A 21253-nucleotide genomic window follows, 5' to 3' on the forward strand; every position below is an offset into this window, starting at 1 on the left:
ATAACGTGTTCTAGTTTTCGTCGAGTTCGGTGGATCGCTCCGTGACCGGCAGGCACTCGGCGAGCACGTCCAGGACGTCGCGCCAGGCTCGCTGCGCGTGCCGCGGGTGGTGGCCGACGCCGGGGACCACCGGCTGGTCGACGGGCGGGTGGTGGAAGGCGTGCAGAGCGCCGCCATAGGTGACCAGACGCCAGTCGACGCCGGCGTCCTGCATCTCGGCGGCGAACGCCTCGCGCTGCGCCGGCGCCATGATCGGGTCTTCCGAGCCGACCCCGGCCCACACCGGGCAGCGAATGCGCGCCGCCTCGCCCGGCCGCCCCGTGGTCGTCGCGTTGACCGTCGCGATCGCCCGCAGGTCGACGCCGTCGCGCCCGAGTTCCAGCCCGATGGCGCCGCCGGTGCCGTAGCCGATGGCGGCGACCCGGCCGGGGTCGGTCCGTGGTTCGGCGCACAGCACCTTCAGCGCCGCATGACCGATGTCGCGCATCCGCTCCGGGTCCGCGAGCAGCGGCATGCACCGGGCCAGCATCTCCTCCGGGTCGGCCAGATAGCGCCCGCCGTGGATGTCGAAGGCCAGCGCCACGTATCCCAGCTCGGCGAGCGCATCGGCGCGGCGGCGCTCGACGTCGCTGAGCCCCGGTCCCTCCGGCCCGACCAGGACCGCGGGCCTGCGACCGGTACCGGCCGGGAGCGCGAGGTGCCCGATCATCGTCAGGCCGTCGGCCGGGTACTCGACCGTGCGGGTGGCAATCGTCATGAGTCCCGACGGTAGTGATCGCCGGGCACGGCAGGGCGGGTGTTCGCCGCGGGCGGAACGCCGGGAACCATCGCGACGGCGTCCGCGTTGTCCGGTTCAAGGAACCGAACTACCAGGAGTGAGCCATGGGCACCGCGATCACCGTGATCGTGCTCCTCGTCCTCGTCGTCGGCGGCATCGCCTACTTCGCCAAGGGCCAGGCCAAGACGCGGCAGCGTCAGCTCGACGACGCCAAGGCCGACGCCCGGCGCCTGGTGGAGCGCCTGGGCGGCCAGGTGCTCAACCTCGTGGGGTCGAACGAGCCGGCGAAGCAGGCGCTGGCGGACGCGTCCGAGCGGTACAACGCGGCGGGCTCACAGCTGGAGCAGGCGCGGACGGCCGAGCAGGCCAAACTGGTCAAGGAGACCGCGCTGGAGGGCCTCTACTACGTGCGCGCGGCGCGTGAGGCGATGGGCATGGACCCGGGGCCCAAGCTGCCCGAGGAGGTCGAGCGCGAGCGCGCCGGCAAGGTCACCGAGGAACGCAGCGTCGACGTCGAAGGGCGCCGCCTGCACGCCTCGCCCCAGCCGGGCGACGAGACGCCCTACTACTACCCGGGCGGACGCGTGGCCGGGCGGCCGGTGCCACAGGGGTGGTACAGCGAGCCGTGGTGGAAGCCGGCGCTGGTCGCGGGCGCCTGGGGGCTGGGCTCGGCGCTGCTGTTCAGCGCGATGTTCAGTGGCATGTCGGGTATCGCGAGCGCCGCGGCCTGGGAGTCCGGTTACGACGCCGGCCAGGAGGACGCGGGCGGCGACTTCGGCGACGGCGGTGACCCGGGTGATCAGGGCTTCGACGGCGGCGGGGACTTCGCCGGGTACGACGGCGGCGGCTTCGACGGAGGCGGGGACTTCGGCGGGTTCGACGGCGGCGGGGATTTCGGCGGCGGCTTCGACATCTGACGCGTCAGCGAACAGCGGGCCGGGCACCCCGCCCGGCCCGCCGCGTCACGCCGCCTGGCAGACGGGGCACCAGTAGAGGTTCCGCCCGGCCAGCTCGCTGTGGGCGATCGGCGTGCCGCACACCAGGCAGGGCTGTCCGGTGCGCCGGTAGACGTAGACCTCGCCGCCGTGCCGGTCCTGCCGCGGCGCACGGCCGGTGACCTCGGGCAGGTGCTCGTCGTCGACGGTGTCGATGCGGCCGATCCGCACGCCCTTGCGCATCAGGGCGACGAGATCCGCCCACATCGCCTTCCACTGCACGGAGTCCACCGCACGGCCGGGCACCATCGGGTGGATCCGGTGCCGGAACAGGACTTCCGCGCGGTACACGTTGCCCACCCCCGAGATCACCGACTGGTTCATCAGCAGCGCGGCGATCGAGGTGCGGGACGCGGAGATCCGTTGCCACGCCTCGTCCGGGCGGGCGTCGCGGCGCAGCGGGTCCGGCCCGAGCCGCGCCGCGATGGCCTCGACCTCGCCCGGGGTCAGCAGCTCGCAGCGGGTGGGGCCGCGCAGGTCCGTCCAATGTGTCCGGCCGGAGAACCGCAGCCGGACCTGCCCGACCGGCGGCGTTTCCGGCAGCTTCGCCTCGGTGAACGTGCCGTACAGTCCCAAGTGGACGTGTACGGATCCGATCGCGCCGAAGTCGTGGAACAGGTGCTTGCCGTACGCCTCGGCGCGGAGCATGACCTGACCGTCCAGAAGGGCCGCTTCGCGTGCGAAGCGGCCCTGCGGACTCGATACGCCGACCGGCGCGCCCGCGTAGCGCCGCTGGTGCAGGCGGGCGAGCCGGTGGAGGGTATGCCCTTCGGGCATCAGCGGGGCAGCGGCGGCGGGGTGCCGGTGCGCTCGTAGTCGAGCATCTGCTGGATCCGGCGGACGTGCCGCTCGTCCTCGGACGGCGGGGTCGACAGGAACGCGTCGACGATCGCGGTGGCCTCGTCGACGGTGTGCATGCGGGCGCCGATGCCGATCAGCTGCGCGTGGTTGTGCTGGCGGGCCAGCTCGGCGATCTCCGGCTTCCAGGCCAGCGCGGCCCGGGCGCCCGCCACCTTGTTCGCGGCGATCTGTTCACCGTTGCCCGAACCGCCGATGACGATGCCCAGGCTGCCCTCGTCGGCCACCACGCGGCGGGCGGTCTCGATGCAGAAGGCCGGGTAGTCGTCGGCGGCGTCGTAGACGGCCGGGCCGATGTCGGTGACCTCGTGGCCCTGGCCCTTCAAGTACTCGACCAGGTGGTTCTTCAGCTCGAAACCGGCGTGGTCTGATCCCAAGTAGACGCGCACGGGTTGGAGTCTCGCATCCGGGCCGGGCCCCGGCATGCTGGGGGTGGACACACCTTCGCCCACGCCGGTGTCGCCATCACTGACGCCGGCGCGGACATGCGGGCGGCACTGCGAGAATGTCCGTCGGTCGCGCACTGACCGCCAACGGCCACGAGCGCGACGTGGAACTGGTCGGCGACCTGCTGGAGGGCGGCATGACCTGGCTCGAACTCGCCGACGGGGTGCACGCCCGCCGCTACGAGCACCTCGACCAGACGCTCGGCCTGGTCGTCGGCGCGCAGCGGTGCCTGGTGATCGACACCGGGGGCGACGAGGTGCAGGGCGCGGAATTCGCGGCGGAGGTCCGGGAGATCACCCCGCTGCCGTGGACCGTCGTGATCACCCACGCCCACTTCGACCACTACTTCGGCAACGCGGCCTTCCTGCCCTGCCCGATCTGGGCGCACGAGCGTTGCCGGGACGCGCTGGTGCGCGAGGGTGCGGCCGACCGGGAGGCGTGGAAGCGCCGCTTCCACGACGAAGGTCAACCGGAACTCGCCCGACGGCTGGCCGCCGCGCGCCTGGTCCTGCCGGACCACCTGCTCACCGATCGTGCCGAACTCGACCTCGGTGGCCGGACGGTCGAGCTGATCCACCCCGGTCCCGCGCACACCGACCACGACGTGGCCGTGCACGTACCGGATGCCGGGGTGCTCTTCGCCGGTGACCTCGTCGAGCAGGGCGCGCCGCCGTCGATCGGGCCCGACGCCCATCCGCGGGGCTGGCCCGCCGCGCTGGACCGCCTGCTCGCCCTGGGCCCCGGCACGGTCGTGCCGGGGCACGGGGACCCGGTCGGACGCGAGTTCGTCGCGGCCCAGCGGGACGAGCTCAGTCGAAGTTGAGCTCGCCGCTGCGGGTGCGCTTGAGCTCGTAGAAGTCGGAATAGCCGGCGAGCAGGCGGGCGCCGTCGAACACCTTGACGGCGTCCTCGCCACGCGGGATCGAGCTCAGCACCGGGCCGAAGAACGCCACACCGTCGATGTGGATGGTCGGGGTGCCGACGTCCATGCCGACCGGGTCCATGCCCTCGTGGTGGCTCTTCTTCAGGGCCTCGTCGTACTCGGTCGAACCGGCCGCCGCGGCCAGGTCGGCGGACGCGCCGACGGCCTCCAGCGCCTGCTTGGTGACCGACGGGATGTCCTTGTCGCCCTGCTTGTGATAGCGGGTGCCGAACTCGGTGTAGAAGTCCCGCAGGATCGCCTCGCCCTTCTCCTGCGCGAGCGCGGTCGCCACGCGCACCGGGCCCCAAGCCTTCTCCAGCAGCTCCCGGTAGTCCGCCGGCAGGTCGCGGCCCTCGTTGAGGACGGCGAGGCTCATGACGCGGAAGTTGAGGTCGAGGTCGCGCTGCTTCTCGACCTCGAGGATCCAGCGCGAGCTGATCCAGGCGAACGGGCAGACCGGGTCGAAGTAGAAGTCCACGCGCGTGCGCTCTGTCATCGATGTTCTCCCTGTGGGAAGTGGGGCGGGCTCTCCATCGGCGCAACACCGCGCGCACGGCGCTTGTTCCCCTGCCCGGGCATGATTGGATAGCGGGATCACCGAGAATGACAACCGCGAGCGTTTCCGAGGTGCCTGTGCCCGCCCCTAATCTGACCCGTGACCAAGCCAAAGAGCGTGCCGAACTGCTCGAGGTCGAGTCCTACGACATCGCCCTCGATCTCACGGACGGTAACGGCGGCCCGGGCGAGAGAAGCTTCGAGTCGAAGACCACGATCCGGTTCGCCGCCACGAGACCGGGCGCGAGCACGTTCGTCGACATCGTGGCCGGTTCCGTCCGCTCGGCCACGCTGAACGGCCAGGCGCTCGACGTCTCCGGCTACGTCGAGGACGACGGGATCACACTGCCCGGCCTCGCCGAAACCAACGAGCTGGTCGTCGAGGCGGACTGCCGCTACATGAACACCGGCGAGGGCCTGCACCGGTTCGTCGACCCGGTCGACGACGCGGTCTACCTGTACACGCAGTTCGAAACGGCCGACGCCAAGCGCATGTTCGCCTGCTTCGACCAGCCCGACCTCAAGGCCACCTACCGGCTGACGGTCACCGCGCCGAGCGACTGGAAGGTGGTGTCCAACGCGCCGGTGGAAAGCACCGAGAAGACCGCCGAGGGCGCCACGCGGACGGTGTTCGCGGTGTCCGAGCGCATCTCCACCTACCTGGTCGCGCTGATCGCCGGACCGTACGCGGAATGGCACGACCAGTACACCGACGAGCACGGCACCATCCCGCTGGGCATCTACTGCCGCGCCTCGCTCGCCGAGCACATGGACGCCGAGCGGCTGTTCACCGAGACCAAGCAGGGTTTCGGTTTCTACCACGAGGCGTTCGCCACGCCCTACCCGTTCCGCAAGTACGACCAGTTGTTCGTGCCGGAGTTCAACGCCGGCGCGATGGAGAACGCGGGCGCGGTGACGTTCCTGGAGGACTACGTCTTCCGCAGCCGCGTCACCCGCTACGCCTACGAGCGGCGCGCCGAGACGCTGCTGCACGAGATGGCGCACATGTGGTTCGGGGACCTGGTCACCATGCGCTGGTGGGACGACCTGTGGCTGAACGAGTCGTTCGCGACGTTCGCGAGCGTGCTGGCGCAGGCCGAGGCCACCGAGTACGAGCACGCCTGGACCAGCTTCGCCAACATCGAGAAGTCCTGGGCCTACCGGCAGGACCAGCTGCCCTCGACGCACCCGATCGCGGCCGACATCGTGGACCTGCAGGCGGTCGAGGTGAACTTCGACGGCATCACCTACGCCAAGGGCGCCAGCGTGCTCAAGCAGCTGGTCGCCTACGTCGGGCTGGAGCACTTCCTGGCCGGGCTGCGGGTGTACTTCGGCAAGCACGCGTGGGGCAACGCGACACTGGCCGACCTGCTCAGCGCGCTGGAGGAGGCCTCCGGCCGCGACCTGTCCGGCTGGAGCGCGCAGTGGCTGGAGACCACCGGCCTGAACTCGCTGCGACCGGTGTTCGAGACCGATGACGAGGGCCGGTTCACCTCCTTCGCCGTGCTGCAGACCGGGGCCAAACCGGGTGCCGGTGAGCTGCGCACACACCGCATCGCGGTCGGCGTGTACGACGACGAGGGCGGCAAGCTGGTCCGCAAGCAGCGGGTGGAGCTGGACGTCGAGGGCGAGCGCACCGAGGTGCCGGAGCTAACCGGGCAGCCGGCAGGCACACTGGTGCTGGTCAACGACGACGACCTGACCTACTGCACGATGCGCCTGGACACCGGTTCGCTCACCACGCTGGTCGACCGGATCGCCGACATCACCGAGCCGCTGCCGCGCACCCTGTGCTGGTCGGCGGCGTGGGAGATGACCCGCGAGGCCGAACTGAAGGCGCGGGACTTCCTGCAGATCGTGCTGCACGGCATCCACGCGGAGACCGAGGTCGGTGTCGTGCAGCGGCTGCTGCTGCAGGCGCAGACCGCCTTGAACTCCTACGCGCAGCCGTCGTGGGCGGCGGCGCAGGGCTGGCCGCGGTACACCAGCACGCTGCTGGAGCTGGCCCGGGGCGCCGAGCCGGGCTCGGACCACCAGCTGGCGTTCGTCAACTCGCTCACCGGTTCGGTCCTCGACGAGGCGACGCTCGACGTGCTGGCCGGCTGGCTCGACGGGTCGAACCCGCTGGAGGGCCTGGTCGTGGACGCGGACCTGCGGTGGCGGTTGCTGAACGCGCTGGTGGCGCACGGCCGGGCAGCCGACGCGGAGATCGACGCGGAGCTGGCGCGTGACGACACGGCGACGGGCCGTCGCCACGCCGAGCACGCCCGCGCCCTGCGGCCCACCGCCGAGGCGAAGGCGGAAGCCTGGCAGCGCGCGGTCTACGACGACGACCTGCCGAACGCGATGAGCAACGCCATCATCGGCGGCTTCTCCCACCCGGGGCAGAAGGACCTGCTCACCGACTACGTGAGCACCTACTTCGCGGCGATCGACGAGGTCTGGTCCCGCCGGTCGAGCGAGCGGGCGCAGCCCACGGTGGTCGGCTTGTTCCCGGCCTGGGCGGTCGAGCACGCGACCGTCGAGGCCGCCGACGAGTGGCTGGCCGGCGAGCATCCCGCAGCCCTCCGGCGGCTCGTGTCCGAGGGCCGGGCCGGCATCGTGCGCGCCCTGGCCGCCCGGGAGTTCGACGAGGCCCAGTAGGAAAAGGGCCAGTAGGAAAAGGCCGGTAGGACAGAGCCCAGCGGGAAGACGGGGCGCCGGCAACCCGGCCGGCGCCCCGGCGCAGAAAAAGGCGCAGAAAAGAGGGGCGGCCGCTCACGCGACCGCCCCTCTTTTCGTGCTTCTAGCGCCGGGAACCAGCCTGGTCGGCCAGCATGCGCAGGCCGGAGACCAGTCCGCCGATGAGGTCGCCCTCCTTGAAGGAGGCGACCATGCTCATCACGGCCAGCTTCGCGCCGCGGTCCGGGAGGCGCCGCACCGCCTCCGAACCGGTCACGATCTCCACGACCCGCTCGCCCGGCGACACCGCGATCAGCACCGCGTCCGCGGAGCTGGGCTTGATCGTCGAGTGCAGCTCCTCGGCGCGGGCGCGGCTCTCGGAGCCGAGTTCGCCGAGGTAGACGCTGAAGTCGATGCCCGTCTCGCGGCTCGCGAGCGTCAGGGCCTCGTCGAGACGGGCCAGCTGGATGGTGGTGAATGGGCTGGATGGAGCAGCGGGCTCGTACATCCGCGCCACGGAGCGGCGGCCGGTCGCGGTAATGGCGACCCCGACCTCCTGCTCCTCGTCCGAACCTCGCTGTCGGGTCAGCTCACCAGCTGCCACGGGCTCCTCCTGCCGCCGTCACGCTCGCGTTCCCGCTCGCGTCCCTGTCCTCCACCGGTTCGCCGGAGTGCGTGTCGTGCACCGTCCCGATACCGTCCGGGTTGCCGCTCCACCACATCGGCGGGTACTCCCAGGCCTGCCCGGGCCGGTAGCGCGGCGTGCCGGTCAGCTTCGACCGCAGGGTGAGCAGGGCGATCACCCCGTAGATCGCGGCCGGGATCAGCGCGAAGATCAGGATCGTCTCTCCGATGTTCACGTCAGCAGGGTAGCCCGGCCGGCCCGGACGCGCCGCAGCCGGTCACGACCGCTCCTCGCCGCCGGGCGGCCGTCCGCCGAGCGTCGTGCCGGCGTTGGCGCGATGGGCTGAACAGCGGTCCAACGAAAGGTTGCAACTCAACGTACAGCCGGCCGTACCCGGCGCTGTCGCCTTGTTCACCACGGCAGTTCCTCGTAGCTTTTTCACCTGTACGGGCCTTGCGCCCCGCTCCCCTTCCCCATGAGTAATCGCACAGGTCCCGGGAGGACTCATCATGAATCTGCTTCGTACCCTCGCTCAGACCAACGACGGGCACGCTCAGTCACTGATCGACACGTCCAGCGCCTGCACCACCCGGGGCACGCGTGTGACCCGCGGCACTCGCGTCACCGCCGGTACGCGCGTCACCCGGGGGACGAGGGTCACGCGCGGCACCCGGGTGACCGCCGGCACCCGCGTCACGCGAGGGACCAGAGTCACCCGTGGCACCCGGGTCACCGCGGGTACCCGGGTGACCCGCGGCACCCGCGTTACCCGGGGTACGCGGGTCACCAGCGGTACTCGCGTCACCGCCGCCTGACGGCCCGGACCACCACCGAGACCCACCAGGTCGGAAAGCCCCGGCTCACCAGGACAGCCGGGGCACCGGGGTCCCGGCTCAGGCCGCCACACCCAGGTAGGGCTGCCACAACGGATCCGCGTCGCCCGAGTGCACCAGCAGCCGCCAGTGCGGGCCGCGCGGCGCGGTCGGCACGACCCGGAGCCGCCAGCCCAGCTCCTCGAGGAGCCGGTCGGCCTTGCGGTGATTGCACTTCGCGCAGCACGCGACGCAGTTCTGCCAGCTGTGCGGGCCGCCCCGGCTTCGGGGCAGCACGTGGTCGATCGTCTCGGCCCGGCCGCCGCAGTAGGCGCACCGGTAGCGGTCCCGGTGCATGAGCCCCGCCCGCGTCAGCGGCACCTGCGCCCGGTAGGGCACCCGCACGAAGGTGGACAACCGGATCACCGACGGCACGGGCAGCGACAACGTCGCCGCGTGCAGCGTCAGCCCGGCCGGATCGCCGTGCACGACCTCCGCCTTCCCGCACATGACCAGCACCACGGCCCGCCGCAGCGGAAGCGCGGTCAGCGGTTCGAACGTGGCGTTGAGCAGCAGCACACGCCGCCTGCCCATGGCGAACGCCCCGGGGGTGCCGGAACCAGCCGGATCCCGCCCTCTACGCTGACCCGAGGGTCGGCTCACGCGGCCACCTCGGGGGGGTGGCCCACTGGGCTGCGGACCGCCGCCGGGCGGCCCCTGACCCTGGTGAGCGCACAGGGCTACCTCCGGCGCCTGCCCGCCCACCGTCTGGTCGGGGGCGCCGAGGGGGATCGGTTGTCGGTCTGGCACTCGACCACCTCCACCGGTGCAGCCATAGTCGACCACAGATCACACCCGATGCGCACCTGTGTTAGAAGACGTGTCCTGTGAAATTCGTTCGACGTCCGCGTGACGACGGGCGAAAACGGCCAGAAAGGGATCCCCGAACCCCGTGACGCCGCTGCTCGACCAAGCACCCGAGTGCATCAACCAGACCGGTACCTGGTGCTATCAAGTGTTCCAGATCACCCACAACGAGTGGCTGGCGGCCTCCGCCAACTGGCTGATCGCCAAGCCACTGACGATCATCCTGATTCTCCTGGTCGCCCTCCTCATCCGGTTCGCGCTGCACAAGCTGATCGACCGGATCACCACGATGCCGCGGAGCAACGGCGGCAAGCTGCCCACGATCCTGCGCCCCCTGCGCGAACGCGCCCCCGACATCCTCGGCCCGGTCGTGGCCGAACGGCGCCGCCAGCGCGCCAAGACGATCGGGTCGGTGCTGAAATCGCTGACCTCGTTCGTCGTGCTCGGTCTCGCGGCCATCTACATCCTCGGCGAGCTGGGCATCAACCTCGGCCCGCTGCTCGCCTCGGCCGGTGTGGTCGGAATCGCACTGGCCTTCGGCGCGCAGAACCTGGTCAAGGACTTCCTCTCCGGCATGTTCATGATGCTGGAGGACCAGTACGGCGTCGGCGACGTCGTGGACATCGGGCCGGCCACCGGCACGGTGGAGTCCGTGGGCCTGCGCATCACCACGATCCGGGACGTCAAGGGCACCGTGTGGTACGTCCGCAACGGCGAGGTCACCCGGGTCGGCAACTCCAGCCAGGGCTACGCGATCGCCCTGGTCGACGTGCCGCTGAGCTACAGCGCCGATGTGGAACGCGCCACAGCCGTGCTGACCGAGGCCGCGCACGCGGCCGCCGCCACCGAGTCCCTGGCGGTCGACCTGCTCGAGGAGCCGGAGGTGCTCGGCGTGGAAAAGGTCACGCCGGAGACCATCGAGCTGCGGCTGACGGTCAAGGTGCGGCCGGGCCGCCAGTGGGCCGTGCAGCGCCAGTTGCGCGCGGCATGCCTCACGGCGCTGGAGGAATCCGGCGTCCTGTCCGCCACGGCCACGGCACAATGAGGGGGTGACCGGTATGAGTGAGCCCCAGTCCTTCTACGACGCCGTCGGTGGCGAACCGACGTTCCGCAAGATCGTCGCCCGGTTCTACGCCGAGGTGGCGCAGGACGAGGTGCTCCGGCCGCTGTACCCGGAGGAGGACCTCGGGCCGGCCGAGGACCGGTTGCGGCTGTTCCTGATGCAGTACTGGGGCGGCCCGCACACCTACTCCGACCAGCGCGGACACCCGCGCCTGCGGATGCGGCACGCGCCGTTCAAGATCGGGCCGATCGAGCGGGACGCGTGGCTGCGCGCGATGCGCGTCGCCGTCGACGAGGCCGGGCTGCCGGAGCCGCTGGAGACCCAGCTGTGGAACTACCTCGAGATGGCCGCGCACAGCATGATGAACTCCTGGGTCTGACCGGGTTCCCGTGCCCGTCCGGGACGGGCACGGGCTCCGGCGTCAGCCCAGCTTCGCCAGCTCGTTCGCCAGCGGCTCCAGCACCTCGGGGGTGTGCGGCGGCGGCAGGTAGACGATCGCCAGGTCCAGGCCCTGCTCGCCGAGCGCGGCGGCCTCGTCCGCGACCTTGGCGTAGTCGCGGTCGGCGCCCAGCCGCACGTGGCTGGACAGCGTGATCTCCTTCGGGTCACGGCCGATGTCCGCGCAGTGGGCGTGCAGCACGTCGCGCTTGCGGGCGAACTCCGCCGCGGTACCGCCGACGAAGTTCCAGTGCTGCGCGAACCGGGCGGCGGTGCGCAGGGTCCGCTTCTCGCCACTGCCGCCGATGCAGATCGGCGGGTGCGGGCGCTGGATGCCCTTCGGCTCGTTGCGCGCCTCGGTGAGCTGGTAGTACTCGCCCTGGAAGGTGGTCGTCTCCTGCGTCAGCAGGCCGACGAGCACCTCGCACGCCTCCTCGAACCGGTCGCTGCGCTGCTTGACGGTGCCCAGCTCCATGCCGTAGGCGCCGGACTCCTCCTCGTTCCAGCCCGCGCCGATGCCGATCTCCAGCCGCCCGCCGGAGACGATGTCGAGCGTGGCGGCCATGTTGGCCAGCAGCGCCGGGTGCCGGTAGTGAATACCGCTCACCAGGGTGCCGAGCCGCAGCCGCCGCGTGGCCTGCGCGAGCGCGGTCAGCGTCACCCACCCCTCCAGGCACGGCCCGGTCGGATCGGAGAAGATCGGGTAGAAGTGGTCGAAGGTCCAGCCGGACTCGAAGGTCTCGATGTCGTCGGCCGCCCGCCACACGGCGAGCATGTCCGGCCACTCGGTGTTCTGCGGTGAGGTCTTGAACGCGAAGCGCATGAACCGACCCTAATGACCTGGAGCAGCTCCAGCGCAAGTCAGAACAGCAGCGGCAGCAACGCGTGCCGCCGCCGCACCACGGCGCCGTAGCGGGCGTCCAGGCGCATCCACGAGTTCGTCGCCGTCACGCGGATGACGTCGTCCGGGATGGCCGAGTCGAAGAACCCCATCCCGGACAGCGCGAACAGGCAGCGCATCTGGACCTTGACCTCGAGATCACCGGCGCTGACCGTCAGCACGGCCTGATCCATCAGCGACGCCGGCGGCGTGCCGTGCGGACCGGCGTTCTCCCTGGCGAGCGCCACCCCGCGTTCGGTGAGGTCGCTGATCACCGTCATGGGCAGCTCGTCGACCAGCTGCCACCCGGCACCGGCCGGCAGTTCCCCGTGCCACAACAGGTCCCGCGGCGGCCCCGGGTCCATCCGCTCGCCGCCGGCGACGGTCAGGGCCGCCAGCAGCTCGTTGCCCGACACCGTTAAATCGCCCGGCTCGACCTCGCCGTGCACGGCCCGCGTCGCCAGGCAGTCGAACGGAGTGGACACCCAGGCCTCGACGATGCCGACGACACCGGTGCCGCGGTTGCGCAACCGCACCGCGGCCTGGCCGTCCAGCCGCACCGCCCGGGCCACGAAGGCCCCGAGCGTCTCGCGGTCGCCCCGGTCGGGGATGTGCAGCTCGGTCACGCGCCCGCCTCCGTCAGCCGGGTCCGCAGGAACGCGCGTTCCTCCGGGGTCAGGCGGCGCGGCCGGCCGGTGGTGACGTCGTAGGGCGCGAGGACGGTCTCGGCGGTGACCGCGACCGGCGACCCGGCATCCGGACCGTCGTGCACCCGGTAGTCCAGGGTCAGCGACGCGAACTTCAGGTCCTTCAGCGAGATCTCCACCCGGATCTCCTGCCCGCCCACCACGATCGGGGCCCGGTAGTGCACGGCCAGCCGGACGACGACCATGCCCTTCGCGAACTCCGCGAGCCCGGCGCGGCCCGCTTCGTCGAACAACAACGGCACGCGTGCTTCTTCGAGCAACGTCACCATGTTCGCGTGGTTGACGTGCCCGAACACGTCCATGTCCGACCAGCGGGGCCGCACCGTCGCTACGTACACCCCGTTATTCCTACCGCACCGTGCTCCGCAGCTGGCGGGCGGCGACGGACAGCGTCGCGAGGTCGAGACGGCCCGACTGGTTGATCTCGTCGAGCGCGACCCGCGCCCGGGCCAGCCGGGACGCGTTCGTCTTCTCCCACTGCGCGATCTTGCTGTCGGTGTCGTCCTCCGGATCGCTGTGCCGCAACGCGTCCAGCGTGATCGCCCGCAACGAGGAGTACACGTCGTCCCGCAGCGACAGCCGCGCCAGCGCGTGCCAGCGGTTGCCCCGCTCCAGCGCACTGATCGACGTGAGCAGCCGGTCGACGTCCAGGTGCGCGGACAGCGCGTAGTACAGCCGCGCCGCGTCCTCGGGGCTGCTCTCCGCGTCCACCCCGGCCTCCCGGACGGCCAGCTCGGCCACCTCGACGACGTCGAGCAGGCCGTAGGCGTCGAGCAGCACGCCCACCCGCAACGCCAGCTCACGCGGCACCCCGGCCTCGGCGTACCGGTCGGCCTGCGCGCGGACCGCGTCGGCCTCGCGGCCACGCAGCAGCGTGTCCGCCTTCGGCGCCAGCGCGGCGACGACCGGCCCGAACCGCGAGATCTCCGCGCCCACGGCCAGCGGTTGCGGGCGGTTGGCGAGGAACCAGCGCGCGGCGCGGTCCAGCAGCCGCCGCGACTCCAGCATCATCTCGTCCTGGACCTCGGTGGGCACCGTGTTGTCCAGGGCGTGGATGTCGTTCCACAGCTCGTTGAGGTTGAACACGCGCGTGACGATCGTGTACGCGCGCACCGCGTCGGTGGCGGTCGCGTTCATCTCCTCGGCCAGCCGGTACGCGTAGGACACGCCCGCGCCGTCGACCACCTCGTTGACCAGCAGCGTGGTGATGATCTGGCGGCGCAGCGGGTGCTCGCCGATGCGGTCGCCGAACCGTTCCCGCAGCGGCTGCGGGAAGTACTCGGGCAGGCGCCGCGCGAACACCTCGGCGTCCGGCAGGTCGCTGGCCAGCAGCTCGTCCTTCAGCTCCAGCTTCACATGCGCCAGCAGCGTCGCCAGCTCCGGCGAGGTGAGGCCCTGACCGGCCTTCTCCAGCGCCTGGAACTGCTGCTTGCTGGGCAGTGCCTCCAGCTTGCGGTCCAGCGCCCCGGCCTTCTCCAGGTTCGCCACCAGCCGGGCGTGCACCGGAAGCATCGGCACCGCGTGCGCCCGGCTGACGCCGAGCACCGCGTTCTGGTGGTAGTTGTCCGCCAGCACCAGACGGCCGACCTCGTCGGTCATCTCGTGCAACAGGGCGTTGCGCTGCTCGCGGTCCAGCGCACCGCTGCTCACCAGGTGGTCGAGCAGGATCTTGATGTTGACCTCGTGGTCGGAGCAGTCCACCCCTGCCGAGTTGTCCAGCGCGTCGGTGTTGATCTTGCCGCCGGTACGGGCGAACTCGATGCGGCCCCGCTGGGTCAGACCCAGGTTGCCGCCCTCGCCGACCACCTTGACCCGCAGCTCGTTGCCGTTCACGCGCACCGCATCGTTGGCCTTGTCGCCGGCGTCGGCGTGGCTTTCCGTTTCGGCCTTGACATAGGTGCCGATGCCGCCGTTCCACAGCAGATCCACCGGCGCGAGCAGGATCGCGCGGATCAGGTCGGCCGGCGCGAGCTGCGTGACGTCGTCGGCCAGGCCGAGTGCCTGACGCACCTGCGGGGACACCGGGATCGTCTTGGCACTGCGGGAGAACACCCCGCCGCCCTCGCTGATGAGGGAACGGTCGTAGTCCTCCCACGACGAGCGCGGCAGCTCGAACAGCCGCTTGCGCTCCCGGAACGACGACGCCGCATCCGGGTTCGGGTCGAGGAAGATGTGCAGGTGGTTGAAGGCGGCCACCAGCCGGATGTGCTCGGACAGCAGCATGCCGTTGCCGAACACGTCACCCGCCATGTCACCGATGCCGACGACCGTGAAGTCCTGGCTCTGGGTGTCCACACCCAGCTCGCGGAAGTGCCGCTTCACGCTCTCCCACGCACCACGCGCGGTGATGCCCATCGCCTTGTGGTCGTAGCCGATCGAACCGCCCGAGGCGAATGCGTCGCCCAGCCAGAAGCCGTAGTTCGCGGACACCTCGTTGGCGATGTCGGAGAACGTCGCGGTGCCCTTGTCCGCGGCGACCACCAGGTAGTTGTCGTCACCGTCGTACCGGACCACATCCTGCGCCGGCACCGTACGGCCCTCGACGAGGTTGTCGGTGAGGTCGAGGAGCCCGGAGATGAACATGCGGTAGCAGGCGATGCCCTCGGCCAGGTGCGCGTCCCGGTCCACCCCCGGGTCGCCGGTGGGCACCGGCGGCCGCTTCACCACGAACCCGCCCTTCGCGCCGACCGGCACGATGACCGCGTTCTTCACCGCCTGCGCCTTGACCAGGCCCAGGATCTCGGTGCGGAAGTCCTCCCGGCGGTCCGACCAGCGCAGCCCACCACGGGCGACCGAACCGAAGCGCAGGTGCACGCCCTCCACGCGCGGCGAGTACACGAAGATCTCGAACCGCGGCCGCGGCTCGGGCAGGTCCGGCACGCGCTGCGGGTCCAGCTTGAGCGCGAGGTACGGGCGGGGACGACCGTCGGCGTCGGTGACCCGGTAGTTGGTGCGCAGCGTCGCGCAGATGACCGACAGCAGGCGCCGCAGGATGCGGTCCTCGTCCAGGCTGGTGACGCCGTCGATCATCGTCGAGATCTCGTCGACGAGCGCGTCGGTCTGCGAGTCCGCGGCCGGGTCGGTGGCCAGGTCGAACCGGTGCTCGAACAGCCGCACCAGCTCGGTGGCGATATCGGTGTGGGCGAGGACGGCGCGCTGGATGTACTCCTGCGAGTACGGCGTGCCGGCCTGGCGCAGGTACCGCGAGTAGGCCCGCAGCACCGCCGCCTGACGCCAGGTCAGCCCGGCGCGCAGCACGAGCGCGTTGAAGTCGTCGACCTCGCAGTCACCCCGCCAGGCGGCGGCGAACGCGTCCTGGAACCGTTCCCGCAGGTCGTGCTCGGCGTCACCGAGGTCGGTCAGGCCGATCCGCAAGCCGAAGTCGTACACCCAGGATCGGGTGCCGTCCCAGCGGCGCAGCTCGTAGGGCCGCTCGTCGACGACCTCCAGGCCCATCCGCTGCAACACGGGCAGCACGGCCGACAGCGTGACGCCCTCACCGAGCAGGTAGAGCTTGAACCGCCGCTCCCCCGGCTCGGCGCCCTCCGGTGTGTAGAACGACATCGCCAGGTCGTCCGGGCCGGACAGGCTCTCCAGCTTGCGCAGGTCCGCCAGCGCCTCGACCGCGGTGAAGTCCTCCTTGTACGCCTCCGGGAAGATGCCGGAGTAGCGCTGGCCCAGCTCGGTGGCCGACTCCTCGCCCAGGGTGGCGGTGGTGCGGCCGGCCTCGCCGGCCCGCTCACGCCGTTCCGCGAGGATCGCCTCGACCATCAGGTCGTCCCAGTTGCGCACCGCGGCGTTGAGACGCTCCTGGATGCGCAGCACGTCCGGCTCGACGCGGCTGGACGGGTCGGTGTGCACGATGAAGTGCACCTGCGCGAGCGCCGTCTCGCCGACCCGCGTCCCGTACTCGAGATGGGTGCCCTCGAGCTCGGCGAGCAGGACCTCCTGCATCGCCAGGCGGGAGCGGGTGGTGTAGCGGTCGCGCGGGAGGAACACCAGGCACGAGTAGAAGCGGCCGAAGGTGTCCCGGCGCAGGAACAGCCGCAGCCGACGGCGGTCGGACAGCGTGATCGCGCCGACCGCGGTCGAGTAGAGCGAGTCGAGGTCGGCGGAGAACAGGTCCGCACGCGGCCAGTTCTGCAGAACCTCCAGCATGCGCTGGCCGGAGTAGGACTCCATCGGGAAGCCGGCGCGGTGGATGACCTCACGCACCTTGCGGGCCACCACGGGCACGTCCAGGACGTCCTCGTGCAGCGCGGAAGTGGTGAACATGCCGAGGAACCGGTGCTCGCCGCTGACGTTGCCGCGGTCGTCGAAGGTCTTCACACCCACGTAGTACGGGTAGACCGGACGGTTCACCGTGGAGGGCGCGCTGGCCTGGGTGAGGACGAGCAGGTGCGGCGCGAGGGCGGTGGCGGCGCTGTCCGGGCCGGCGGTCAGGCTGCGCGCGGCGAGGCTGTCCTGCCGGAGGACGCCGAGGCCGGAGGCGAGGACGGCACGCAGGGCGGGCTCGTCGGTGCCCGGGTCGGGGTCCTCGACCAGTTCGTAGCGGCGGTAGCCGAGGAACATGAAGTGGCCGCGGGCGAGCCACCGCAGCAGGGCGGCACCCTCGCCCACCTCATCGGCGGGCAAGGGCGGCGGCGTGGCGTCGAGCTCGGCGGCGAGGCCCTCCGCGGCCTGGATCATCTTGTCGGTGTCCTCGACGACCTCGCGGACGTCGCCGAGCACGGACGCGAGGTGGGTGTCCAGCTCGCGAGCGCGGTTGAGGTCGGTGATCAGGTCGATCTCGACGTACATCCAGGACTCGAGCATCGCCCCGTCCGGCGGGTCCGCCACGTCGGCCGCCGGGTGGACCTTGATCAGCTCCCCGGTGATGTCCCGCGTGACGGCGACGATGGGGTGCACGAGACGCTGCACCTGGACGCCGTCGCGGGCGAGCTTGGCGGTGATCGAGTCGACCAGGTAGGGCATGTCGTCGGTGACGATCTGCACCACGGTGGCGTCGCGGGTCCAGCCGTCCTCGGCGGTCGTGGGGTTGAGCAGGCGCACCGCGGGCCGTCCCGGCATGCGGTTGCGGGCGAACTCCTGGTGCGAACGCACCGCGCCGACGAGGTCGACCGGGTCGTCGCCCAGGATCTCGTCGGCGGGGATGTGGCGGTAGTAGAGGTGGATGAGGTCTGCGATGTCCGGCGCGTGCCGGGCCGCGGCTTCGATCAGCTCGTCCCGGATCTGCTCCGGGCTGGCGGGTCGCTGGCGGTTGTCGGGGGCTGTTCCGGACGTGGTTCCGGGGCGGACGGACACTCTTGACGAGCTCATCTCAGGCAACTCTCCACCGAGTCTGATCGCGCGCGTGACGCTGAACGAACACCACCATAACCAGCTCGTAAATCGTGCTCACGTCGGACCATCGGATCGTTGAATCGATGCACAATCGGGGCGCGGGTGGCGCGTGCTCGTGCGGTGCCCGTACCGGGTCGGCTGCCGCTCGGCTCCCGCAGCGCGCCGCCGGCTGCTCAGCGCCCAGCGGCTCGCGACCGCGCCACCTGTGGCACTTGGCCCCGCACGACCACTCATGGGCATGCCCACCGGGCCGCGCGCGTCCACGGCGCGGCCGAGATGTGGCCAGAGCCACAACGGGCCGTCCCGACGGTTTCGCGCTCCAGCAGCGCGGCCGACGCGAACACGTCCGGACCCTCGGCTCCCGCTTGGCAGAGCCCACGGCCACGCCGATTCCGCGTCGCGCGCAGCCCACCGGTGCGGTGGTACGCCCCGCGGCAACCGGGCAGAACCAAGCGCGGCGTCCACCAGCCCAGGCGCGTGCCCCGGCCCGGGATCGCGTCGCCGTGCCGGTGTGGCTTCGCGGTCCGCCCGCGGCAGCGCGAGCGGATGGCGGCGTGCGTCAGCGGTCGCCGCGGTGGCGGCCGTTCCCGGGCTCCGCTCCGTTCCGCCCGTGCCCGTTGACGGGCCGCGGCTCGGACACCGATTGGTTGCCGAGTCGCTTCACGAGTGCCGCGGCACTGGCCGTGCCGGCCTGGTGTTCGGCGAGGGCGCGGGCCAGCAGGTCGGCGAGGCCGGCGTCCTCGGGCAGGTCGTCGTCGGGCACCCCGGACAGTTCGCGGCCGAACGGCTCGCCGAGATCGTCGTCCCGGAGCACGGGTGCGCTCGTGAACGGAGTTCCGGACGTGCCGGTGGTCGTGCCTGTCTCCGAATCCCCGGACTCGTCCCAGGGCGCCAGCGACGGTGGCAGTCGCAGGCGTGGCAACCAGTTGTCGATGGCGGGCATGCTCGGCGGGGGCTCGGTCGTGCCGCGGGTCTTCCCCTCGGGCTCGTCCTTGCGCAGCGGAGACACCTCGGCCCGGCTGACCGGCTCGGCGTCCGCGCTCAGCCAGGACTCGACACCCGGGCGGCTGCCCCGCCCGTGCGAGGCACGCGTACCACCGGACTCGGCGTCAGCGGAGTCCCGCGCTGTCTGTCCGCGCCCGAGGAAGTCCAGAATGGATTCGACGCGTCCCGCCGGTTCCCGGTTCGCCTCCGCGGCGGCGAGGTGCCGGCGCGGCTCCGCGCGGTCCTCGGCGGCCGTCGCGGCACGCCCCTCGGAACCCGGATGCGCCTCGGCACCGAGCCGGCTCGACTCGCCACCGACTGCTTGCCGTGGGGCAGAGACGGAGTCGGCCTCATCGTGCCCGGCAGGCCCGGACGACGCCTCCTCGCGCACCGCGAACGCCGCGCGCGGCCCGTCCCGCCGGGTGGTCTCGTCGCTCGCCGAGGCGGTCAGACCACGGCCCGGCGCATCGTGGCCAGTGGACCGGCCGCTTTCGGTGGGCGCCACGGTTTCCTGGCCGTCGTCCTCGGCCCGGCGGCGTCCACCGGATTCCGGCCGCTCCGGATCCCCGGAACCGGCTGCCCGGCGGCGGCCCCCGCCCGCGCCGGCGCCGGCGCTCACACCGAGCCGATCCAGCACACTCCGCGCCGCGACGGACCCGTGCTCCGCATCGTGCCGGGTCTTCCGGGGCACCCGTGTGTCGGACCCGGGATCCGCGTCGGCCGAAGCAGCGGCAACCGATTCCGCGGATCGCTCCCGCTCGTCCGCTCGACGGCGACCGCCCGGCATCGAAGCCACGGCTTCCGCGGCTCGGCCGGCTGCCTCGCTCGCGTCCTCAGCCCGCGCGGCCGGTATCCCGGGCCGGAGGACCTCGGCGGCGACGTCGGACCGGTGACGCCGCGCCTCGCCCGCGCGCGGTGCCCCGGGTACGTCCATCCGCCGGGTCTGCTCGAGCACCGCGCTCTCGGCCGGGCGCGCCGGGCGAACGGCCCCCGTCGATGGCTCCGCGCGCTCGGCAGCGGGTTCGGGTGCGAGGGCCCACCGGGACCGTCCGCCCGTCGCGGCCTCCACCGTCTCCCGTGGCCCGGACGCCGCTGCTTCCTCGGCACCCGGTTCCCGGCCCGCCACAACCTTCGGCTCGGGCACGGAGAGCGGCGCGACCGAGACCGAAGCCGTCGCACTCGCGGACGCCGAACCCAGCACGTGGTCCAGGTCGACCTCGGCGTGCCCGCCGCCACCGAACTCGCCCGCCAGCAGCCCCACCGCTTGACGCCGGGCCCGCGCGTGCACGTGCTCGGCGGCCCGTGACAGCTGGAGGCACTCGATCGCCTCGGCGTAGCGGCCCAGCCGCTCCTCCACGTGCGCCAGCTCCGTCCACAGCCGCGCCGTCAGCGCATACAGCTCGTGCCGCTCGGTGGCGTGCACGGCGTCGCGCAGCATCCGGGCGGCTGCCTCCACACTCCCCGCGGGCAGCAGCACGCGGGTGGCGACCGCCATCCGCAGCCACCCCGCCGGAGCGACGGACGCCGCCCGCGCCGGCTCGTCGAGCAACGGCTGCGCGATCTCCAGCGCGTTCGCCCCGTCACCGCGATCCAGCAGCGCGCACACGAGCTGCAACACCAACCGGATCCGCACCACGCCACCGTCGTGCTGCGCATCCTCGAGCTGATCGAGGAAACCGAGCCCGGTCCGCGCCGCGTCGGCGGCACCGATGACGTCCCCGTGCCGACGGCGGTGCGCCGCCACGGCAACCCGCAGCAGCGAGCGCGCCAGCAGGCGGCCGTCGCCGTCCAGGTCTTCGTCGACGCCACACAACCGGTCGGCCTCCGCCAGCGTCCGGTCCAGTTCGGGTTTGCGCCCGAACTGCGACAGGCACCCGACCAGCTGGCTCAACGCCGCAGCCTTGCGGACACCGCCGAAACCTGGCGCGTCCAGCACCGGTCGCAACGCGGCGAGACCCGTCAACGGCGCGCCGACGCTGCGGGCACAGATCGCGAGATCGGTCCGCAGCTGCGCGGCCAGGGTGGTCTGCCCCGTCTCCTCCGCGGCACGCAGAGCGGCCACGGCCCGGCCCACCGTCGGCGCCCGGAGACCGAGCCGCACCCGGGCGGACACCGCGAGCCCCTCACCCCGGACCCACAGCTCCTCCGTCCCGGCCGTCTCGGCCAGAGCCGCGGCGCGCTCACCGAGCACGAGCGCCAGTTCGGGCGCACGCACCTCGAAGTCGGCGGCCTGGTCGAGCAGGTGCTCGACCGCCGCGATCTCCGTGCTCCGGCCACCGCCCTGGAGGCGCGGCCGGCTGTGGTGGGTGGCTGCCAAG

At 71.8% G+C, this 21253-nt stretch carries 18 protein-coding genes; 5 read left to right on the forward strand and 13 right to left on the reverse strand.

The annotated features are described in order from the left end of the window. Nucleotides 1–10: 10 nt before the first annotated feature. Nucleotides 11–757 (reverse strand): dienelactone hydrolase family protein, encoded by a 747-nt coding sequence (locus FHX45_RS08360; protein WP_167098310.1) that lies wholly within the window; start codon nt 755–757, stop codon nt 11–13. Between the two features lie 125 nt (nt 758–882). On the opposite strand from FHX45_RS08360, the gene FHX45_RS08365 reads away from it, so the two are divergent. Beyond that, nucleotides 883–1695, forward strand: coding sequence for a hypothetical protein (locus tag FHX45_RS08365; protein WP_167098313.1), 813 nt, complete (start codon nt 883–885; stop codon nt 1693–1695). 45 nt (nt 1696–1740) lie between these two features. Here FHX45_RS08365 and FHX45_RS08370 read toward each other — a convergent pair whose 3' ends face one another. Both FHX45_RS08370 and FHX45_RS08375 read right to left on the reverse strand, forming a co-directional pair. Then, nucleotides 1741–2550, reverse strand: a complete 810-nt coding sequence (locus tag FHX45_RS08370; protein ID WP_167098316.1) for an Fpg/Nei family DNA glycosylase — start codon at nt 2548–2550, stop codon at nt 1741–1743. Next, nucleotides 2550–3020 (reverse strand): ribose-5-phosphate isomerase, encoded by a 471-nt coding sequence (locus tag FHX45_RS08375; protein WP_341771393.1) that lies wholly within the window; start codon nt 3018–3020, stop codon nt 2550–2552. The genes FHX45_RS08370 and FHX45_RS08375 overlap by 1 nt, the downstream gene beginning before the upstream one ends. Before the next feature lie 116 nt (nt 3021–3136). Between FHX45_RS08375 and FHX45_RS08380 the strand changes: the two genes are divergently transcribed. After that, on the forward strand, nt 3137–3901 hold the full coding sequence (locus FHX45_RS08380) for an MBL fold metallo-hydrolase (protein ID WP_243868959.1): 765 nt from the start codon (nt 3137–3139) through the stop codon (nt 3899–3901). Here the strand turns inward: FHX45_RS08380 and FHX45_RS08385 are convergent. Next, nucleotides 3888–4496, reverse strand: a complete 609-nt coding sequence (locus tag FHX45_RS08385) for a mycothiol-dependent nitroreductase Rv2466c family protein (RefSeq protein ID WP_167098322.1) — start codon at nt 4494–4496, stop codon at nt 3888–3890. The genes FHX45_RS08380 and FHX45_RS08385 overlap by 14 nt on opposite strands. A gap of 137 nt (nt 4497–4633) precedes the next feature. Between FHX45_RS08385 and pepN the strand changes: the two genes are divergently transcribed. Beyond that, complete coding sequence (gene pepN / locus FHX45_RS08390; RefSeq protein WP_167098325.1) at nt 4634–7198, forward strand: aminopeptidase N; 2565 nt, start codon at nt 4634–4636, stop codon at nt 7196–7198. A gap of 142 nt (nt 7199–7340) precedes the next feature. Here the strand turns inward: pepN and FHX45_RS08395 are convergent, their stop codons facing one another. From FHX45_RS08395 to FHX45_RS08410, 4 genes are all read right to left on the reverse strand, one after another. Continuing rightward, the gene (locus tag FHX45_RS08395; protein WP_167098328.1) at nt 7341–7820 is read right to left on the reverse strand and encodes a DUF5130 family protein; all 480 of its coding nucleotides are present in this window, start codon (nt 7818–7820) and stop codon (nt 7341–7343) included. Beyond that, nucleotides 7807–8076 carry an aa3-type cytochrome oxidase subunit CtaJ gene (ctaJ, locus tag FHX45_RS08400; RefSeq protein WP_167098331.1) on the reverse strand — a complete coding sequence of 90 codons (270 nt, stop codon included), beginning with the start codon at nt 8074–8076 and terminating at the stop codon, nt 7807–7809. Before ctaJ ends, FHX45_RS08395 begins: the two co-directional genes overlap by 14 nt. A 318-nt stretch (nt 8077–8394) precedes the next feature. After that, nucleotides 8395–8556, reverse strand: coding sequence for a hypothetical protein (locus tag FHX45_RS27760; protein WP_208405850.1), 162 nt, complete (start codon nt 8554–8556; stop codon nt 8395–8397). 178 nt (nt 8557–8734) lie between these two features. Continuing rightward, nucleotides 8735–9232 (reverse strand): HNH endonuclease, encoded by a 498-nt coding sequence (locus tag FHX45_RS08410; protein WP_167108617.1) that lies wholly within the window; start codon nt 9230–9232, stop codon nt 8735–8737. 373 nt (nt 9233–9605) lie between these two features. Here FHX45_RS08410 and FHX45_RS08415 point away from each other — a divergent pair, with 373 nt between their 5' ends. After that, nucleotides 9606–10565 carry a mechanosensitive ion channel domain-containing protein gene (locus tag FHX45_RS08415; protein WP_167098337.1) on the forward strand — a complete coding sequence of 320 codons (960 nt, stop codon included), beginning with the start codon at nt 9606–9608 and terminating at the stop codon, nt 10563–10565. Nucleotides 10566–10578: 13 nt separating this feature from the next. Beyond that, a complete protein-coding gene (locus FHX45_RS08420; RefSeq protein ID WP_167098339.1) occupies nt 10579–10962 on the forward strand; it encodes a globin in 384 nt (127 codons plus the stop codon). Between the two features lie 42 nt (nt 10963–11004). On the opposite strand, the gene FHX45_RS08425 is transcribed toward FHX45_RS08420, so the two are convergent. The 5 genes from FHX45_RS08425 to FHX45_RS08445 all read right to left on the reverse strand — a co-directional run bounded on the left by FHX45_RS08425 (nt 11005) and on the right by FHX45_RS08445 (nt 21252). Further along, complete coding sequence (locus tag FHX45_RS08425; protein WP_167098343.1) at nt 11005–11844, reverse strand: LLM class F420-dependent oxidoreductase; 840 nt, start codon at nt 11842–11844, stop codon at nt 11005–11007. A gap of 38 nt (nt 11845–11882) precedes the next feature. Continuing rightward, a complete protein-coding gene (locus tag FHX45_RS08430; protein ID WP_167098346.1) occupies nt 11883–12527 on the reverse strand; it encodes a DUF8010 domain-containing protein in 645 nt (214 codons plus the stop codon). Then, nucleotides 12524–12946: a thioesterase family protein gene (locus FHX45_RS08435; RefSeq protein WP_167098349.1), complete on the reverse strand. Its 423-nt coding sequence runs from the start codon at nt 12944–12946 to the stop codon at nt 12524–12526. Before FHX45_RS08435 ends, FHX45_RS08430 begins: the two co-directional genes overlap by 4 nt. A gap of 10 nt (nt 12947–12956) precedes the next feature. After that, nucleotides 12957–17927, reverse strand: coding sequence for an NAD-glutamate dehydrogenase (locus tag FHX45_RS08440; RefSeq protein ID WP_167098352.1), 4971 nt, complete (start codon nt 17925–17927; stop codon nt 12957–12959). A 583-nt stretch (nt 17928–18510) separates the two neighbouring features. Beyond that, nucleotides 18511–21252: a hypothetical protein gene (locus FHX45_RS08445; RefSeq protein ID WP_167098355.1), complete on the reverse strand. Its 2742-nt coding sequence runs from the start codon at nt 21250–21252 to the stop codon at nt 18511–18513. Between the last annotated feature and the right edge of the window lies 1 nt (nt 21253).

Origin of the sequence: Amycolatopsis granulosa (assembly GCF_011758745.1) — a bacterium.
Taxonomy (GTDB): domain Bacteria; phylum Actinomycetota; class Actinomycetes; order Mycobacteriales; family Pseudonocardiaceae; genus Amycolatopsis_E; species Amycolatopsis_E granulosa.